This is a genomic window from Telluria sp. ZB2R32 (genome assembly GCF_059685715.1).
In genome coordinates this window covers 649,816-665,560 of record NZ_JCASIG010000002.1, presented here as the reverse complement: position 1 = coordinate 665,560, position 15,745 = coordinate 649,816, and the positions used below count along the sequence as shown (strand labels likewise).

13 protein-coding genes are annotated in these 15,745 nt (G+C 64.9%); 7 read left to right on the top strand and 6 right to left on the bottom strand.

What is annotated here, in order from left to right; translation table 11 throughout:
• Positions 1–2 precede the first annotated feature (2 nt).
• Together paaZ and AC56LG_RS07910 are read left to right on the top strand one after the other, a co-directional pair.
• The gene (gene paaZ, locus AC56LG_RS07915; RefSeq protein WP_497165552.1) at positions 3–2,057 is read left to right on the top strand and encodes a phenylacetic acid degradation bifunctional protein PaaZ; all 2,055 of its coding nucleotides are present in this window, start codon (positions 3–5) and stop codon (positions 2,055–2,057) included.
• 61 nt (positions 2,058–2,118) lie between these two features.
• Positions 2,119–2,658, top strand: a complete 540-nt coding sequence (locus tag AC56LG_RS07910) for a cupin domain-containing protein (protein WP_497165551.1) — start codon at positions 2,119–2,121, stop codon at positions 2,656–2,658.
• A gap of 134 nt (positions 2,659–2,792) precedes the next feature.
• Here AC56LG_RS07910 and AC56LG_RS07905 read toward each other — a convergent pair whose 3' ends face one another.
• From AC56LG_RS07905 to argH, 3 genes are all read right to left on the bottom strand, one after another.
• Complete coding sequence (locus AC56LG_RS07905; protein ID WP_497165550.1) at positions 2,793–3,482, bottom strand: HAD-IA family hydrolase; 690 nt, start codon at positions 3,480–3,482, stop codon at positions 2,793–2,795.
• Between the two features lie 8 nt (positions 3,483–3,490).
• A complete protein-coding gene (locus AC56LG_RS07900; protein WP_497165549.1) occupies positions 3,491–3,718 on the bottom strand; it encodes a hypothetical protein in 228 nt (75 codons plus the stop codon).
• A 160-nt stretch (positions 3,719–3,878) separates the two neighbouring features.
• Positions 3,879–5,273 (bottom strand): argininosuccinate lyase, encoded by a 1,395-nt coding sequence (argH, locus tag AC56LG_RS07895; protein WP_497165548.1) that lies wholly within the window; start codon positions 5,271–5,273, stop codon positions 3,879–3,881.
• A 134-nt stretch (positions 5,274–5,407) separates the two neighbouring features.
• On the opposite strand from argH, the gene AC56LG_RS07890 reads away from it, so the two are divergent.
• The 3 genes from AC56LG_RS07890 to AC56LG_RS07880 all read left to right on the top strand — a co-directional run bounded on the left by AC56LG_RS07890 (position 5,408) and on the right by AC56LG_RS07880 (position 7,830).
• Positions 5,408–5,995: a hypothetical protein gene (locus AC56LG_RS07890; protein WP_497165547.1), complete on the top strand. Its 588-nt coding sequence runs from the start codon at positions 5,408–5,410 to the stop codon at positions 5,993–5,995.
• Between the two features lie 103 nt (positions 5,996–6,098).
• The gene (locus AC56LG_RS07885; protein ID WP_497165546.1) at positions 6,099–6,536 is read left to right on the top strand and encodes a GNAT family N-acetyltransferase; all 438 of its coding nucleotides are present in this window, start codon (positions 6,099–6,101) and stop codon (positions 6,534–6,536) included.
• Positions 6,537–6,606: 70 nt separating this feature from the next.
• Positions 6,607–7,830: a cyanophycinase gene (locus AC56LG_RS07880; RefSeq protein ID WP_497165545.1), complete on the top strand. Its 1,224-nt coding sequence runs from the start codon at positions 6,607–6,609 to the stop codon at positions 7,828–7,830.
• Between the two features lies 1 nt (position 7,831).
• Here the strand turns inward: AC56LG_RS07880 and AC56LG_RS07875 are convergent, their stop codons facing one another.
• Positions 7,832–8,872, bottom strand: coding sequence for an alpha/beta fold hydrolase (locus AC56LG_RS07875; protein WP_497165544.1), 1,041 nt, complete (start codon positions 8,870–8,872; stop codon positions 7,832–7,834).
• Positions 8,873–9,008: 136 nt separating this feature from the next.
• On the opposite strand from AC56LG_RS07875, the gene AC56LG_RS07870 reads away from it, so the two are divergent.
• Together AC56LG_RS07870 and AC56LG_RS07865 are read left to right on the top strand one after the other, a co-directional pair.
• The gene (locus tag AC56LG_RS07870; RefSeq protein ID WP_497165543.1) at positions 9,009–10,424 is read left to right on the top strand and encodes an IgA Peptidase M64; all 1,416 of its coding nucleotides are present in this window, start codon (positions 9,009–9,011) and stop codon (positions 10,422–10,424) included.
• A 145-nt stretch (positions 10,425–10,569) separates the two neighbouring features.
• Positions 10,570–11,058 carry a hypothetical protein gene (locus tag AC56LG_RS07865; RefSeq protein ID WP_497165542.1) on the top strand — a complete coding sequence of 163 codons (489 nt, stop codon included), beginning with the start codon at positions 10,570–10,572 and terminating at the stop codon, positions 11,056–11,058.
• A 190-nt stretch (positions 11,059–11,248) separates the two neighbouring features.
• Here the strand turns inward: AC56LG_RS07865 and parC are convergent, their stop codons facing one another.
• Positions 11,249–13,576: a DNA topoisomerase IV subunit A gene (parC, locus tag AC56LG_RS07860; RefSeq protein WP_497165541.1), complete on the bottom strand. Its 2,328-nt coding sequence runs from the start codon at positions 13,574–13,576 to the stop codon at positions 11,249–11,251.
• Positions 13,577–13,705: 129 nt separating this feature from the next.
• Complete coding sequence (locus AC56LG_RS07855; protein ID WP_497165540.1) at positions 13,706–15,703, bottom strand: DNA topoisomerase IV subunit B; 1,998 nt, start codon at positions 15,701–15,703, stop codon at positions 13,706–13,708.
• Positions 15,704–15,745 lie beyond the last annotated feature (42 nt).

Sequence of the window (15,745 nt, the reverse complement as noted above, 5' to 3'; positions counted from 1 at the left end):
AAATGGCACAAGCAAGCACCCTGCAAAGCTGGATCGCCGGCCGCTGGATCGGCATGGAAGCCGCCACCCCCCTGCACAGCGCCCTCGACGGCCAGCTGGTCTACCACACCCACGCCGAAAAAATCGACTTCGACGAAGCCGTCACCTACGCCCGCAAGCTAGGGGTGCCCGGCCTGATGAAGCTCGACTTCCAGACCCGCGCCCAGCGCCTGAAAGCCCTGGCTATGTACCTGATGGAGCGGAAGGAAGAGCTGTACGAGATCTCGCACCTGACCGGCGCCACCCGCCAGGACAGCTGGGTCGACGTCGAAGGCGGCATCGGCACCCTGTTCGCCTATGCCAGCATGGCGTCGCGCGAACTGCCGTCCTCGAACGTGCTGCACGAAGGCCCGGCCATCGCGCTGGGCAAGCGCGGCGGCTTCGCCGGCACCCACATCCTGGTGCCGAAGGGCGGCGTCGCCGTCCACATCAACGCCTTTAACTTTCCGATCTGGGGCCTGCTCGAAAAATTCGCGCCGAGCTTCCTCGCCGCCATGCCCTGCATCGGCAAGCCGGCCACGGCGACCAGCTACCTGACCCATGCGGTCGTCAAAATGATGCAGGAATCGAAGCTGCTGCCGGAAGGCGCGCTGCAACTGGTGATCGGCTCGACCGGCGACCTGCTCGACCGCTTGAGCGGTTTCGATGCCGTCACCTTCACCGGCTCGGCCGACACCGCCGCCAGGCTGCGCGCGAATGCGAACCTGATCCGCGAATCGGTGCCGTTCACCGCCGAAGCGGACTCGCTCAACTGCGCGATCCTGGCGCCGGACGTGACCCCGGACGATGCCGAATTCGACCTCTTCGTCAAGGAAGTTGCGCGCGAGATGACCGGCAAGGCCGGCCAGAAGTGCACGGCGATCCGCCGCATCATCGTGCCCGAGACGCACGTCGATGCGCTCGGCGAGCGCCTGCGCGACCGCCTGTCGAAAATCGTGGTCGGCAATCCGGCCATCGATGGCGTGCGCATGGGCGCGCTGGCGTCGATGGACCAGCACCGCGACGTGTCCGAGCGCGTCGAGATGCTCGCGCGCGGCAACGAGGTCATCTTCGGCGCCCATCACGGTTTCAATCCGGTGGGAGAGAATTGCGCCAGCGGCGCCTTCTTCTCGCCGACCCTGCTCCTGTGCCGTAACGCGGCGATCAACACGGCGGTGCACGACATCGAAGCCTTTGGCCCGGTCAGCACGATGATGACCTACCGCGACATCGACGAGGCGCTGCACCTGGCCGCGCTCGGCCGCGGCAGCCTGGTGACCACGCTGGCGACCAAGGACCCGATGATCGCCGCGCACGCGGTGCCGGTGGCGGCCGCCTCGCACGGCCGCGTGCTGATCCTCGACCGCGAAGCATCGGTCGACAACACTGGCCACGGTTCGCCGCTGCCGCAGCTGAAGCACGGCGGTCCGGGCCGCGCCGGCGGCGGCGAAGAGCTGGGCGGGATCCGCGCGGTCAAACACTTCCTGCAGCGGGCGGCGGTGCAGGGCTCGCCGACGATGCTGGCGGCGGTGACGGGAGAGTATGTGCGCGGTGGCGCGGTCAAGGAAACGCAGATCCACCCGTTCCGCCGTCATTTCGAGGAACTGGAAATCGGCCACTCGCTGCTGACGCACCGCCGCACCGTGAGCGAAGCGGACATCGTGAATTTCGGCGGCGTCTCGGGCGATTATTTCTACATGCACTTCGACGAGATCGCGGCCAGGGACACGCAATTCGGCAAGCGCATCGCGCACGGCTATTTCGTGCTGTCGGCTGCGGCCGGCCTGTTCGTGTCGCCGGCGCCGGGTCCGGTGCTGGCCAATTATGGCCTCGACAACCTGCGCTTCGTGGCGCCGGTGGCGATCGGCGACACCATCCGCGCAAGGTTGACCTGCAAGCGCAAGGTCGACCGCAACCGTACCGACGAGCAGGGCCGCGGGCAGGGCGTGGTGGCCTGGGACGTGCAGGTCACCAACCAGAACGACGAACTGGTGGCAAGTTACGATATCCTGACGCTGGTACAGAAACGCGCGAGCTGAGCTCTTCCACGGTGGGGAGCCAGCCTGTCTTTGCAGCTCCCCACACAGGAAGGAATTGAGTATGTCGCGGTTAGACCTGAGCAGTATCCCCGTGCTGACCGGCACCGGTTATCCGGAACCATTTGCCGACATCGTCAACGGCCGCAGCCGGCAAGCGCTGGGCGAGGCCGGCGGCCTGACCCAGTTCGGCGTCAACCTGGTCGAACTGAAACCCGGCGCAGCCTCCTCGCAGCGCCACTGGCATACCCATGAGGACGAATTCGTCATGGTCGTGTCGGGCGAACTGACCCTGGTCACCGACGAGGGCGAAACCCTGATGCGCGCCGGCGACTACGCCGCCTTTCCCGCCGGCCGGCCGAATGGCCACCACCTGGTCAACCGCGGCTGGGGCAACGCCCTGTTCCTGGCGGTCGGCCCGAACGTCCCCGAAGACCGCGCCACCTATCCGGACATCGACCTGATGTACAACGCCAGCACGAACAGCTACACGCACAAGGATGGGACGCCGTATCCGCAGCGCGATGCGGGTGCGGCAGCGCCGGCACCCCAGCCGCCGACGGAAGAACACGAGCTGGAACCGCGCGTGTACCGGCACGAATGAGGTAGGGTGGGCTCTCGAGCCCACGCGGTCGTACCGTTGCGTACTGCACCGTGGCCATAAATCGCGAACGTATGCGGATGTTGCAAATGCACCGGAGATGCGGGCGTTGAACCGCGTGGGCACAAGTGCCCACCCTACATTACGCGGCGGTCGCGGGAAATCTGTAACCAGCCCTCTACGGTACGCTCCGCCCGCACATCCGCATAATCGAGCACGCTCACCACATCCGTCTCCAGCGGATGCGTATGCGTCACGGTGACGACGATGCTCTCCATCCCGGCCGCCGCTGCCGCTTGCAGCCCGGTGCGGGTATCCTCGAACACCAGGCAATCGGCCGGGGCCACGCCCAGCTTGCGCGCGCCCAGCAGGAATGGATCGGGCGCCGGCTTGCCGTGCTCGACATCCTCGGCCGCCACCAGCAGGTTGTTGGAGGGCAGCCCGGCCGCTGCCAGGCGCGCCTGCGCCAGCGCGCGCGGCGCCGAGGTGACGATGCCCCAGCGTTCGGGCGGCAGGCTGGCCAGGAAGTCCGCCGCGCCGCGGATGGCCTCGATATCGGCGACGTCCTCGATCTCGGCCGCCGTGATCCAGGCCGCTTCCGCGATCGGATCGACGCCCGGCAAGCCGAGCTGGCGGATGGTGTCGTGGGTGCGCTTGCCGTGCAGGGTTGGCAGGAAGGTCTCGACATCGAGGCCGTGGCGTACGGCCCAGCTGGTCCAGACCCGTTCGGCGGAGCGGATCGAGGTGAGGATGGTGCCGTCCATGTCGAACAGGAAGGCGGCGAAGCTGCGCGCGGGGAGAGCCGTGGTGGTCTTGGTCATGGTCATGGCGCGCCTCAATCCAGCTTGCGCTCATAGCGGTCCTTGACCACCTGGCTAATAAACGTCGACAGGCCACTGCCCAGCGTCGCCAGCCGCTGCATCTCGGCGATATTCTCGGCGCCGGCGCTCTGGTCGGTGTACAGATAGCGGTCGCCGCCGGTAAAGCGGACCGTGATCGAGCGGTCGCCGATCTCGTAGGCGACCACGCCCGATTCGCCGCTCAGGTTTTTGTAGCGTTGCATGCTATTTCCCCGCGCTATTGTCTTGCAGGGATGGTAGCGAACATTGGCGTGGCGCGTCGGTGGGCGGCTTAACGGTGCGCGGGCTGGAGATAGGGTGGACAGAAGGACGTCCACCCTACGCAGGTGAAATATTATTTCACCGCCTTTTCTGCGTGAAATATTATTTCAACTGCCCGCGCACCCGCTCGATCGCCTTGCGCACCTGGTTCGGCGCCGTGCCGCCGACGTGATCGCGCGCGGCGACGGAACCTTCGAGCGTCAGCACTGCAAACACGTCGTCCTCGATCAGCGGCGAGAAGCCACGCAAGGTCTCGAGCGACATTTCCGACAGGTCGACGCCGGCGCTGTCGCAGGCGCGCACCGCATGCGCCACCGCCTCGTGCGCATCGCGGAACGGCAGTCCTTTTTTCACCAGGTAGTCGGCCAGGTCGGTCGCGGTGGCGTAGCCCTGCAGCGCGGCGGCGCGCATGTTGTCGGCTTTCACGGTGATGCCGCCGGCCATGTCGGTGAAGATGCGCAGCGTGTCGAGCACGGTGTCGACGGTGTCGAACAGCGGTTCCTTGTCTTCCTGGTTGTCCTTGTTGTAGGCCAGCGGCTGGCCTTTCATCAGGGTCAGCAGCGACGCGAGGTGGCCATACACGCGGCCGGTCTTGCCGCGCGCCAGTTCCGGTACGTCCGGGTTTTTCTTTTGCGGCATGATCGACGAGCCGGTGCAGAAGCGGTCGGCGATGTCGATGAAGCCGACACGCGGGCTCATCCACATGACCAGCTCTTCCGACATGCGCGAGACGTGCATCATGATGAGCGAAGCAGCGGCGGTGAACTCGATCGCAAAATCGCGGTCGGAAACGGCGTCGAGCGAGTTGTGGCAGACGTCTTCGAAGCCGAGATTCTGCGCCACGCGCAGGCGGTCGATCGGGAAGGTGGTGCCGGCCAGGGCGGCGGCGCCCAGCGGCAGGCGGTTGACGCGGCGGCGCGCATCGAGCATGCGCTCGGCGTCGCGCCCGAACATCTCGACGTAGGCCAGCATGTGGTGGCCGAAGGTGATCGGCTGCGCCACCTGCAGGTGCGTAAAGCCCGGCATGATGGTGTCGAAGTGGCGTTCAGCGAGATCGGTCAGCGCGCCGCGCAGGCTGTTCAGCAGCGCCACCACGTCGTCGATTGCCGCGCGCACGTACAGGCGGATGTCGGTGGCGACCTGGTCGTTGCGCGAGCGGCCCGTGTGCAGACGTTTGCCGGCGTCGCCGACCAGCTCGGTCAGGCGCTTTTCGATGTTCAGGTGCACGTCTTCGAGGTCGAGCAGCCATTCGAAGCTGCCGGCCTCGATTTCGCCCTTGATCTGCGCCATGCCGCGCTCGATCTCGGCACGGTCGGCCTCGCTGATGATGCCTTGCGCGGCCAGCATCTCGGCGTGCGCGAGCGAGCCCTGGATGTCGAACATGGCTAATCTCTTGTCGAAGAAGACGGAGGCCGTGTAGCGTTTGACGAGGTCCGACACCGGTTCGGAGAAGCGTGCCGACCAGGCTTCGGCTTTTTTGGAGAATTGTTCGTTCATGGTGGGTGGGGTCAGGTGGATTTGTTCGATTATAGCCCGCCATCCTGCGGCGCCGTCCGCGCCGGCGCCGAATGACAAGGGCGGTAAAATAGACGATTATTCAACTGTCAACATTCGCATCCGGGGAAACGAACATGAAACGATGGCTCAGGCGCGGCGCGGCCGCTGCAATGCTCACGGCCGCGAGCGGCGCAATGGCCCAGCTGCCGCAGCCGGTACACACGGCGCCCGCCCAGCCCGCGGTCACGAAGGAGGCCGACGGCGCCTCGGTCGACAGCACCATCGCCGCCTTGTACGAGGTCATCTCGGGGCCGGCCGGGGCGCCGCGCAACTGGAACCGGATGCGCGCCCTGTTTGCGCCCGATGCGAAATTGATGGTGATCCAGCCGGGGCGCGACGGCGGCTATGGCTTGCGCGCGATGACGGTCGAGGATTACATCAGCCGCAACATGAGCGCCTTTAATACCAGCGGCTTCCATGAACGCGAAATCGCGCGCACCACCGATGCCTTTGGCCAGCTGGTGCACGTATTCAGCACCTATGAACTGCTGCGCTCGCCGAACGATCCCAAGCCTTTCATGCGCGGCATGAACAGCATCCAGCTGGCGTTCGACGGCAAGCGCTGGTGGATCGCCAACCTGGTCTGGCGCGCCGAAGACGCCGGTCTTGCGCTGCCGGAACGTTACCTGCAACCCCGCCACGAAGCGGCTGCGCAACGTTGATAATCGCCTGACGAATCGTACTTGTCGTTTGCATAAACAGCGCTAGAATTCATTTTTCAGCCAGATCGGCCAGTGCTGACTACCAAGCGCTGACTTCCAACGGATGAATACCAACGACTCCAGCTTCGACGTCAGCACCGACCAGTCGCGGCTCGACATCCCGATGATCTACCGCTTCCTCAGCGAGCAGTCGAGCTGGGCGGTAGGGATATCGCGTCCGACAGTCGAACGCGCCATCGAGAATTCGCTGTGCTTCGGCGGCTTCCTCGACGGCCGCCAGGTCGCCTTTGCGCGCGTGGTCACCGACTTCGCCACCTTTGCCAACCTGGTCGACGTCTTTGTCGTGCCCGAGTACCGCGGCCATGGCTACGGCAAGCAACTGGTGGCCGCCGTACTGCGCCATCCGAGCCTGCAGCACCTGCGCCGCTTCACGCTGGCCACGCACGACGCGCAAGGGTTGTATGAACGCTTCGGTTTCACCGCGCCGCGCAATCCCGAAACGCTGATGGAGCGTTACTTTCCAAACATTTACCTCTCCTGAGACAGCTCAACACGGCGCCGTTCTTCCCGACACAGGCTTATGATTTGTCGTGTTCGAGAAGGAGCAAGCCATGCGCCGCTCTGCCGTCTCTGTCTCCGCCATTGTCGCTCTCGTGTTGGCCTGGCTGGCCGGACTTTCACACGCTGCCGAGGCGCCGGCCTCGAAAGGCTCGCTCGTCATCATCGGCGGCGCGCTGCGGCCCGATAACGCCGCCGTCTGGGAGCGCATCGTCCAGCTGGCGGGCGGGAAGGGCGCCCGCATTGCCGTGTTCGCCTCCGCGTCCGCGAACCCCGAAAAATCCGGCGCCAGCCTGGTCGAGCGCCTCAACAAATACGGCGCCAACGCCTTTTTCGTGCCGGTCGCGGTGCGCCTGACCGGCACCGACTACCAGGCCGCGGCCGACAGTCCCGAACTGGCCGATGCCGTCCGCAGCGCCGGCGGCGCCTATTTCGCCGGCGGCGACCAGGCCCGCATCACGCGCGCCCTGCGCCGCCCCGATGGCAGCAATACCCGCGTACTCGATGCCCTGTGGGAACTCTACCGGCGCGGCGGCGTCATCGCCGGCAGCAGCGCCGGCGCCGCCATCATGAGCAGCACCATGTTCGGCCACCCGAAACCGGTGCTCGCGACCCTGAAACTGGGCCTGACCGACGGCCAGGAAATCGCGCCCGGCCTCGGCTTCATCGGCGACGATGTGTTCATCGACCAGCACCTGCTGGTGCGCGGCCGTTTCGCGCGCATGCTGCCGGCGATGCTGCAAAAAGGCTATAAACTCGGGCTGGGCATCGATGAAAATACGGCGATGGTGGTGGGGCCGAACCGCGAAGTCGAGGTGCTCGGCTACAAGGGGGCGCTGGTGGTCGACCTGTCCGCCGCCAACGCCCGGCAAGGCACCTTCAACGTCAGCAACGTCCGCCTGAGCTACCTCGACAACGGCGACCGTTTCAATATTGCCACCCACAGTTTTATCCCGGCGCCGGACAAGGCCGACGGCCGCCTCGACCCGGCGCGGCCGTATTACCGCGAGCCGCTGTTTTCGGCCGACATCCTCGGCAACAGCACGGTGGTCGACCTGATGGGCAAACTCATCGACAGCGACCAGCCGGAAGCCATCGGCCTCACCCTCGACAGCGCCAATGCGGTGCAGCCCGACCTCGGCTTCGAATTCAGGTTCTCGCGCACCGGCGACAGCGTCGGCTACATGTCGGCCACCACCGAGGCGTATTCGATCTATAACGTGCGGCTCGATATCCGGCCGATCGTGGTCAAGCGGCCGCTGTACCAGTACAAATAGATCACAGGCAGCGCGGGCGGATCTCTTCCTTCAGCAAGCGCGTTTGCGCCTCCACCGTCGGCACATTCGGATCGTGGCCGGCGCGCGGCACCAGCACCAGTTTTTTCACCGGCGCCCGGATCGCATCGTAGTAGCGCTGCGTCATCTCCGGTGTGGTGAGCAGGTCTTCGGTGCCCTGCACCAGGTAGACCGGTACTTTAAACTCCGTGCCGAGCTTGTACAGGTCGATGGTGGCAGCCATGCCGTTGTCCTTGGGGCCGACGAACTGGAAGAACGAATAGTCTTCGCCGCCCTCGTAATCGGCCAGTGCCTGCGGCGTGGCGTACAGCGCGCCCGGCGTCATCCATTCTTTCGGCATCGGGTCGGTGCTCGATGCCTCGTACTTGCGCATGGCGCGGCGCTCGATGCCGAACGAGCGCGGGTTGGTCCATGGCGGCGGGCCGAGCGCTTCGATCTTTGTCACCGTGTCGGTGTCGCCGGCGGCGCGCGCCAGCGCGATCAGTTTGGCGTGGCCATCGGTATTCCCGCGGTGCGAGACGAACTGCGCCGTGCCGAGATAGGCGCAGAACAATTCCGGACTGGTTTTCACCATGTTCACCGCCAGCACCGACCCCCAGGACCCGCCCATCATGATCAGCTTCTTTTTCCCCAGGCGCGCGGCCACGTGGCGCGCCACCGCCAGGCCGTCGTCGCGCAAGCCCTCGACGGTCAGCATGTCATCTTCCACCGGCTTGTTGCGTCCATAGGTCATGCCGGCGCCGCGCTGGTCCCAGTGCACCACCGTAAAATCCCTGGTCCAGCCGGCGTCGGGGCCGTTCGCATACAGGCTCTGCGGATTGCCGGGCCCGCCGTGCGCGATCAGGATCACCGGATTGGCGCAACTGTCGCCGCGCATGGTGACCCATTGCTCGATGCCGTTGATGCGGACAAAACCTTCTTCCTGCACCCGACCATCCGGGGAAGCGCAGGCCGGGACCGCCGCCGCGCAGGTGAAGGGGAGGGCCAACAGGGTGGCCGTCAATGCGTGCAGCAAGGGTCTCATCCGGTCTCCGATTCTTGTTGATAAGTAATCATGCTTCGATGCACGGTTGGCGTCAACAAACATCGGATATGCATCGGCGTCGCTTCACGCCGTGTCAGGCTTACAATGCCCGGATTCGTTTTTCCGAGGATTTTCCATGCTTCGATTCATCTCGCGCCTGTGCGCCTCCGTTTCCTTATTGGTGGCTGGCCTGGCCCAGGCGGCGCAACCGGCGACCGTGCGCGTCGACTACACCCACAGCGGCAATGCTTTAGCGGACAGCTATGCGCTGGAACAGGTATTGGTGGAACCGCTGCCCTGGCCGGGTGACACCATGCGCAACCTCGACAACACGAACCGCGGCCAGAACCGGGTCGAGGTGGTCGATGCCAGGACGGGAGATTTATTGTATTCGCGCGACTTTTCGACGATCTTCGGCGAATGGCGTACGACGGAAGAGGCGAACAAGATCAGCCGCTCCTTTCAGGAATCGGTGCGCTTCCCCAAGCCGGACCGCCCGGTGCGGGTGCGCATCCTGAAGCGCGACGAACGCAACGCCTTTTCGGTGGCCTGGAGCGTCGAGGTCGATACCGATGCGCCGGACGTGATCCGCAAGCAGCCTCCGGCGCCTGCACAACCGATTCCAATCCGCGTCAGCGGCCCGTCGCCGCAAAAGGTCGATTTATTGGTGCTGGGCGACGGCTATACCGCGGCGGAGATGAAGAAATTCGAGGCGGACGCGCGCCGGCTGGCGGCGCACCTGTTCACGGTCTCGCCCTTCAAGGAGCGCGCGGACGATTTCAACGTCTGGGCGCTGGCGGTGCCGACGTTGGAGTCGGGCGTGTCGCGGCCATCGACCGGCGTGCACCACGCCTCGAAACTGGGCACGCGCTATGACATCTTCGGCAGCGAGCGCTATGTGCTCACGCTCGACAACCGCGCGCTGCGCGAGATCGCCCAGCATGCGCCCTACGAATTCATCGAAATCCTGGTGAACAACGAGACCTATGGCGGCGGTGGTATTTTTGGCCAGTTCAGCACGGCGGCGGCAAGCAACGAGTGGGCGCCGTATCTGTTCGTGCACGAATTCGGCCACCACTTCGCCGGCCTGGCCGACGAGTACTACACCTCGCCGGTGGCATACGCCGCCAGCAACACGCGCATGGAACCGTGGGAGCCGAATGCCACCGCGCTGCGCGACCCGGGCAAACTCAAATGGGCGAAACACGTGAAAGCCGGCACGCCGCTGCCGACGCCGTGGCCGAAAGCGCAATACGAAGAAGCGTCGCGCGCCTACCAGAAGCGGCGCGCGGCGCTGCGTGAACAGAACCTCCCCGAGAGCGAAATGAATGCGCTGTTCCGCGAAGACCTGGCGCGCACCCGCGCGCTGTTCGCCAGGCAGCCGCACCGGCACGACATCGGCGCCTTCGAGGGCGCGAACTACGAGGCGAAAGGCTATTACCGGCCGGCCATGCAGTGCATCATGTTCGACCGCAGCGAAGCGTTCTGCCCGGTGTGCCAGGACGGCATCGGCGAGATCATCGACTTGTACGCGGGGCCGGCAAAGCCGTAAACGCGCTTGATCTTGCGCAACAAGGGTCTGTGTGGTGGCGAACAGACCCTTCCTTCGGCGAGGCATATTCTGGGGGCGTTGTTAATAAAAAGTTAAACAAGCGGGAGAGAACCCGCGCCCACCATAGCACCGAAAGGAACACATCATGAACAAACTGCTCGCCACCCTGATCGCCGCTTTCGTCGCTACCGGCGCCTATGCGCAGACCGCTACGACCGAGACCAACACCAAAGCCGTCGTCAAAGCCGAAGCGCGCGCCGAAGCCGACGTGGCCAAGGCCGAAGCGAAGGAAATGAAGGCAGCCGCCAAGGCCGACGAAAAGGCCACCAAGGCCGTCGCCGACGCCCAGGAAAAGAAAGCCAAGGCGCATGCCAAGGCCGTGAAGGCGCACGCGGACGCCGCCGAGAACGTCACCCACGCCGATGCGGAAGATCGCGCCAAGGCCGTCGCCCGTGCGGAAGAAAAAGTCTCGAAAGCGAACCTGAAGGCCGAGAAAGCCATGATCAAGGCCGACGAAAAATCGCTGAAGGTGCAAGTCGACGCCGCCGCCGACAAGGCGCAGGCAGCCGCCAAGACCGAACAGGCGCGCGCTGAGGCGATGGCCGACGTGCACAAGGCAGCAGCCAACAAGTAATTGGTTCGTTGTCAAAAAAAATGCCGGCGCGAAGCCGGCATTTTTTGTCCGTGGCCAAAGCGAGCGGCCAGGGGTGCAACGTCACGACGGCGGGCATGCCCGCGTTACGCACCGCAGCACAGCCGCGTCGTCGGCCAAAAACAACAATGCCGGCTCGCGCCGGCATCGTCACATTCGCATCACGAGAACGTTACTCGCCGGTCGAACGCATCGACAAATCCGTCGCCTTGAGCTTCTGCGACAACGGCTTGCCCTTCTTCGCGCGCTTGCCGTAGTGCGGTTCCAACCCCGACGCGTACAGCTCCACCGTGCGCGGCTTGGAGCCGGCCCAGGTGCCGATCACGTTCACGCCTTTCTGGCTGATCGGCTGCGCCGCCAGCAGCTGCTCTTTCGGATCGAGTTCCATCAGCGTCACGCCGCGCCCGCCATTGGTCAGCACTTTCATTTCGTCGATGCCGAACACCAGCACGCGGCCATTGCCGGACAGGCAGGCGATGGCGCCGGCGGCATCCGCCACCACACGCGGCGCCAGCGGTACCGCGCCGGCGTCGAGCGTGATAAACGATTTACCACCTTTCAGGCGGCTGGCCATGTCGCCCGCCTTGGAGATGAAGCCGAAGCCGTTCGAGGCCGCCAGCAGCAATCTCGTATCGGCATTCCCGGCGAAGTAGTGCAGGATGCGCACGCCGCCGGACAGGTCGACCAGCGTCGTGATCGGCACGCCGTCGCCGCGCGCGCCGGGCAGGGCCGACACCGGCACCGAATAGGTCTTGCCGTTGTCGCCGATGCCGACCAGCGAGTCGACCGTGCGGCACTCGAACACGGCGTGCAGCGAGTCGCCGGCCTTGAAGGTGAACTGGGCCGCATCGTGGCCGATGCCGGTGCGCGCTCGCACCCAGCCTTTTTCCGAGATGATCACGGTGACCGGCTCGTCGATGATCTTCTGCTCGGCCACCGCCTTTTGCGCTTCTTCGATCAGGGTACGCCGGGCGTCGCCAAAGGCTTTCGCGTCCGCCTCGATTTCGCGGATGATGGTGCGCTTCATGGTCGACGGATTGGCGAGGATGTCTTCCAGCTTGTCCTTTTCGCCGCGCAGCTGGGCCAGCTCCTGCTCGATCTTGATCGCTTCCAGGCGCGCCAGCTGGCGCAGGCGGATCTCGAGGATGTCCTCGGCCTGGCGGTCCGACAGGCCGAATTCGGCGATCAGCGCCGCCTTCGGCTCGTCCGAATTGCGGATGATGGCGATCACCTTGTCGATGTTCAGCAGGACGATCTCGCGCCCTTCCAGGATGTGGATGCGGTCGTTGACCTTGCCCAGCCTGTGCTCGGTACGGCGGCGCACGGTGGCGAAGCGATAGTCGATCCACTCCTGCAGGATCTCGTTCAGCCCCTTCTGGCGCGGACGGCCATCGCCGCCGATCATCACCAGGTTGATCGGGCTCGAGGTCTCGAGCGAGGTATGCGCCAGCAACAGCAGCATGAATTCGTTCTGGTCCTGGTTCTTCGACTTCGGTTCGAACACCAGGCGCACCGGCGCTTCGCGGCCGGATTCGTCGCGCATCGCGTCGAGCGAATTGAGGACAGTCTGCTTCAGGGCGATCTGTTCCGGCGTGAGCGTCTTCTTGCCGAGCTTGACCTTCGGATTGGTGATCTCTTCGATTTCCTGCTGCACCTTGGCGGCCGAGGTTCCCGGCGGCAGTTCGGTGACGACCGCTTGCCACTGGCCGCGCGCCAGCTCTTCGATCTTCCAGCGCGCGCGCACCTTCATCGAGCCGCGCCCGCCGGCGTACATGTCGGCGATCTGCGAGGCCGGGGTGATGATCTGGCCGCCACCCGGGAAGTCCGGACCCGGCATCAGCGTCATCAACTCCGCGGTCGAGATCTTCGGGTTGCGGATCATGGCGACGGCCGCATCGGCCACTTCGCGCAGGTTGTGCGAGGGGATCTCGGTGGCCAGGCCGACCGCGATGCCCGAGGCGCCATTCAGGAGCACCATCGGCAGGCGCGCCGGCAGCGTGCGCGGCTCGAGGGTGGAGCCGTCGTAGTTCGGCTGGAAGTCGACCGTGCCCATGTCGATCTCGTCCATCAGCAGGCGCGAAATCGGCGTCAATCGGGCTTCGGTATAGCGCATCGCCGCCGCGCCGTCGCCGTCGCGCGAGCCGAAATTGCCCTGGCCGTCGATCAGCGGGTAGCGCAGCGAAAAGTCCTGGGCCATGCGCACCAGGGCGTCGTACACCGACTGGTCGCCGTGCGGGTGCAGCTTGCCGAGCACGTCGCCGACGACGGCCGCGGACTTGCGCGGTTTCGCCGTCGGGCCGAGGCCGAGTTCGTTCATCGCGTACAGGATGCGGCGCTGCACCGGCTTCTGGCCGTCGGCGACGTCGGGCAGGGCGCGGCCTTTCACGACCGAGATCGCGTAGTCGAGATAGGCGCGCTCGGCGAAGGTGGAGAGGGTCAGCGTTTCGATGTCGTCGGCCGGTTCGGCGGCTTGTTCGAAGAGGTTTGCTTGGTTCGTCATAGTTCAGTGTGTTCGATTGTTTTGATGGTGTAACGCGTGGAGTCAGGACTCCACCCTACGTATCGCGGGTTTCGTAGGGTGGACTCCCGAGTCCACGCGTTTACGTGCGGTTGAACACCGCACCGTCCATCAAATATCCGCTTCCGTCTCGTTTCCGTGTTCCTCGATCCACGCGCGGCGGGCGGCCGCTTCGCCTTTGCCCATCAACATGTTGAAGCGCGCGCTCGATTCGCCGTGGTCGAAACCGCCCAGCGAGACCGGCAGCAGGCGCCGCGTGTCCGGGTTCATCGTCGTTTCCCACAGCTGCTCGGCGTTCATCTCGCCCAGGCCCTTGAAGCGCGAAATGTTCCAGCTGCCTTCCTTCAGGCCATCCTTTTTCAGCTTGTCTTCGATCGCCAGCAGTTCGCCGTCGTCGAGCGCATACAGCTTTTGCAGCGGCTTCTTGCCGCGCGGCGGCACGTCGACACGGTAGAGCGGCGGGCGCGCCACGCAGATGTGGCCATGGCGGAACAGGGCAGGGAAGTGCTTGAAGAACAGCGTCAGCAGCAGCACCTGGATGTGCGAGCCGTCGACGTCCGCATCCGACAGGATGCAGATCTTGCCGTAGCGCAGACCGCTCAAATCAGGCGAATCGCCCTGCGCGTGCGGATCGACCCCGATCGCCACCGAAATGTCGTGGATTTCGTTGTTGGCGAACAGGCGGTCGCGGTCGGTTTCCCAGGTGTTCAGTACCTTGCCGCGCAGCGGCAGGATCGCCTGGTATTCCTTGTCGCGGCCCATTTTGGCGGAACCGCCGGCCGAATCGCCCTCGACCAGGAACAGCTCGTTGCGGGTCAGGTCGGTCGATTCGCAATCGGTCAGTTTACCGGGCAACACGGCCACGCCCGAGGATTTTTTCTTCTCGACCTTTTGCAGCGAACGCATGCGCGACTGCGCCTGCTTGATGACGAGTTCGGCCAGCTTCTTGCCGTATTCGACGTGCTGGTTCAGCCACAATTCGAGCGGCGGTTTGGTAAACGTCGAGACGAGTTTGACGGCGTCGCGCGAGTTCAGGCGTTCCTTGGTCTGGCCCTGGAATTGCGGGTCCAGCACTTTCGCCGACAGCACGAACGAGACGCGCGCGAATACGTCTTCGGGCAGCAACTTGACGCCTTTTGGCAACAGGCCGTGCAGTTCCACGAAACCCTTCACGGCGCCGAACAGGCCGTCGCGCAGGCCGGACTCGTGCGAGCCGCCCGATGGCGTCGGGATCAGGTTGACGTAGGACTCGCGCACCACGGCGCCTTCCTCGTTCCAGGCCACCACCCAGGCCGCGCCTTCGCCTTCGGCAAAGCTTTCGTCGCCCGCGGCGGCATAGCCCGCGCCTTCGAACAGCGGGATCACGGTCTGGCCGCTGGAGGTCTGGTTCATCGCCTCGACCAGGTAGCCGCGCAAGCCTTCGTCGTAGCGCCAGGTCTGGACGTCGCCGGTCTTCGCATTGGTCAGCGTGACGGTCACGCCCGGCAGCAGCACGGCTTTCGAGCGCAGCAGGCGCACCAGGTCGCCCATCGGGATGTTCGGCGAATCGAAGTACTTGGCGTCCGGCCAGGCGGTGACGCGGGTGCCGTTCTTCTTGCCGCCGCGTTCGAACGGCGCGGAGGACAAGGGCTCGATGACTTCACCATCGGCGAAGACCAGTTTGTGCACGCCGGTGCCGTCGTCGCTCTTGCGCCATACCGTGATTTCCAGGCGCGTCGACAAGGCATTGGTGACGGACACGCCGACGCCGTGCAGGCCGCCCGAGAAGGCATAGGCGCCGCCCGAACCCTTGTCGAACTTGCCGCCGGCGTGCAGGCGCGTGAACACGATCTCGACCGTGGAGACGCCTTCTTCCGGGTGGATGCCGACCGGGATGCCGCGACCGTCGTCCTCGACGGTGACGGAGCCGTCGACGTTCAGGGTGACGCCGATGTTGTTGCAGTAGCCGCCCAGCGCCTCGTCCGAGGCATTGTCGATGACTTCCTGGATGATGTGCAGCGGGTTCTCGGTGCGGGTGTACATGCCCGGGCGTTGCTTCACGGGCTCGAGGCCCTTGAGGACGCGGATGGATGATTCGCTGTAGTCGGGTGCGGGTTTCTTGGTTGCCATGCTGATCAGTGTATTTTCGAAAGCCTGCGCATTCTATCTTGT

What these genes read in the sequence shown, in the direction of transcription:
- paaZ (WP_497165552.1), top strand. Translation starts at nt 3, where the DNA reads ATGGCACAAGCAAGCACCCTGCAAAGCTGGATCGCCGGCCGCTGGATC.
- AC56LG_RS07910 (WP_497165551.1), top strand. Translation starts at nt 2,119, where the DNA reads ATGTCGCGGTTAGACCTGAGCAGTATCCCCGTGCTGACCGGCACCGGT.
- AC56LG_RS07905 (WP_497165550.1), bottom strand. Translation starts at nt 3,482, where the DNA reads ATGACCATGACCAAGACCACCACGGCTCTCCCCGCGCGCAGCTTCGCC.
- AC56LG_RS07900 (WP_497165549.1), bottom strand. Translation starts at nt 3,718, where the DNA reads ATGCAACGCTACAAAAACCTGAGCGGCGAATCGGGCGTGGTCGCCTAC.
- argH (WP_497165548.1), bottom strand. Translation starts at nt 5,273, where the DNA reads ATGAACGAACAATTCTCCAAAAAAGCCGAAGCCTGGTCGGCACGCTTC.
- AC56LG_RS07890 (WP_497165547.1), top strand. Translation starts at nt 5,408, where the DNA reads ATGAAACGATGGCTCAGGCGCGGCGCGGCCGCTGCAATGCTCACGGCC.
- AC56LG_RS07885 (WP_497165546.1), top strand. Translation starts at nt 6,099, where the DNA reads ATGAATACCAACGACTCCAGCTTCGACGTCAGCACCGACCAGTCGCGG.
- AC56LG_RS07880 (WP_497165545.1), top strand. Translation starts at nt 6,607, where the DNA reads ATGCGCCGCTCTGCCGTCTCTGTCTCCGCCATTGTCGCTCTCGTGTTG.
- AC56LG_RS07875 (WP_497165544.1), bottom strand. Translation starts at nt 8,872, where the DNA reads ATGAGACCCTTGCTGCACGCATTGACGGCCACCCTGTTGGCCCTCCCC.
- AC56LG_RS07870 (WP_497165543.1), top strand. Translation starts at nt 9,009, where the DNA reads ATGCTTCGATTCATCTCGCGCCTGTGCGCCTCCGTTTCCTTATTGGTG.
- AC56LG_RS07865 (WP_497165542.1), top strand. Translation starts at nt 10,570, where the DNA reads ATGAACAAACTGCTCGCCACCCTGATCGCCGCTTTCGTCGCTACCGGC.
- parC (WP_497165541.1), bottom strand. Translation starts at nt 13,576, where the DNA reads ATGACGAACCAAGCAAACCTCTTCGAACAAGCCGCCGAACCGGCCGAC.
- AC56LG_RS07855 (WP_497165540.1), bottom strand. Translation starts at nt 15,703, where the DNA reads ATGGCAACCAAGAAACCCGCACCCGACTACAGCGAATCATCCATCCGC.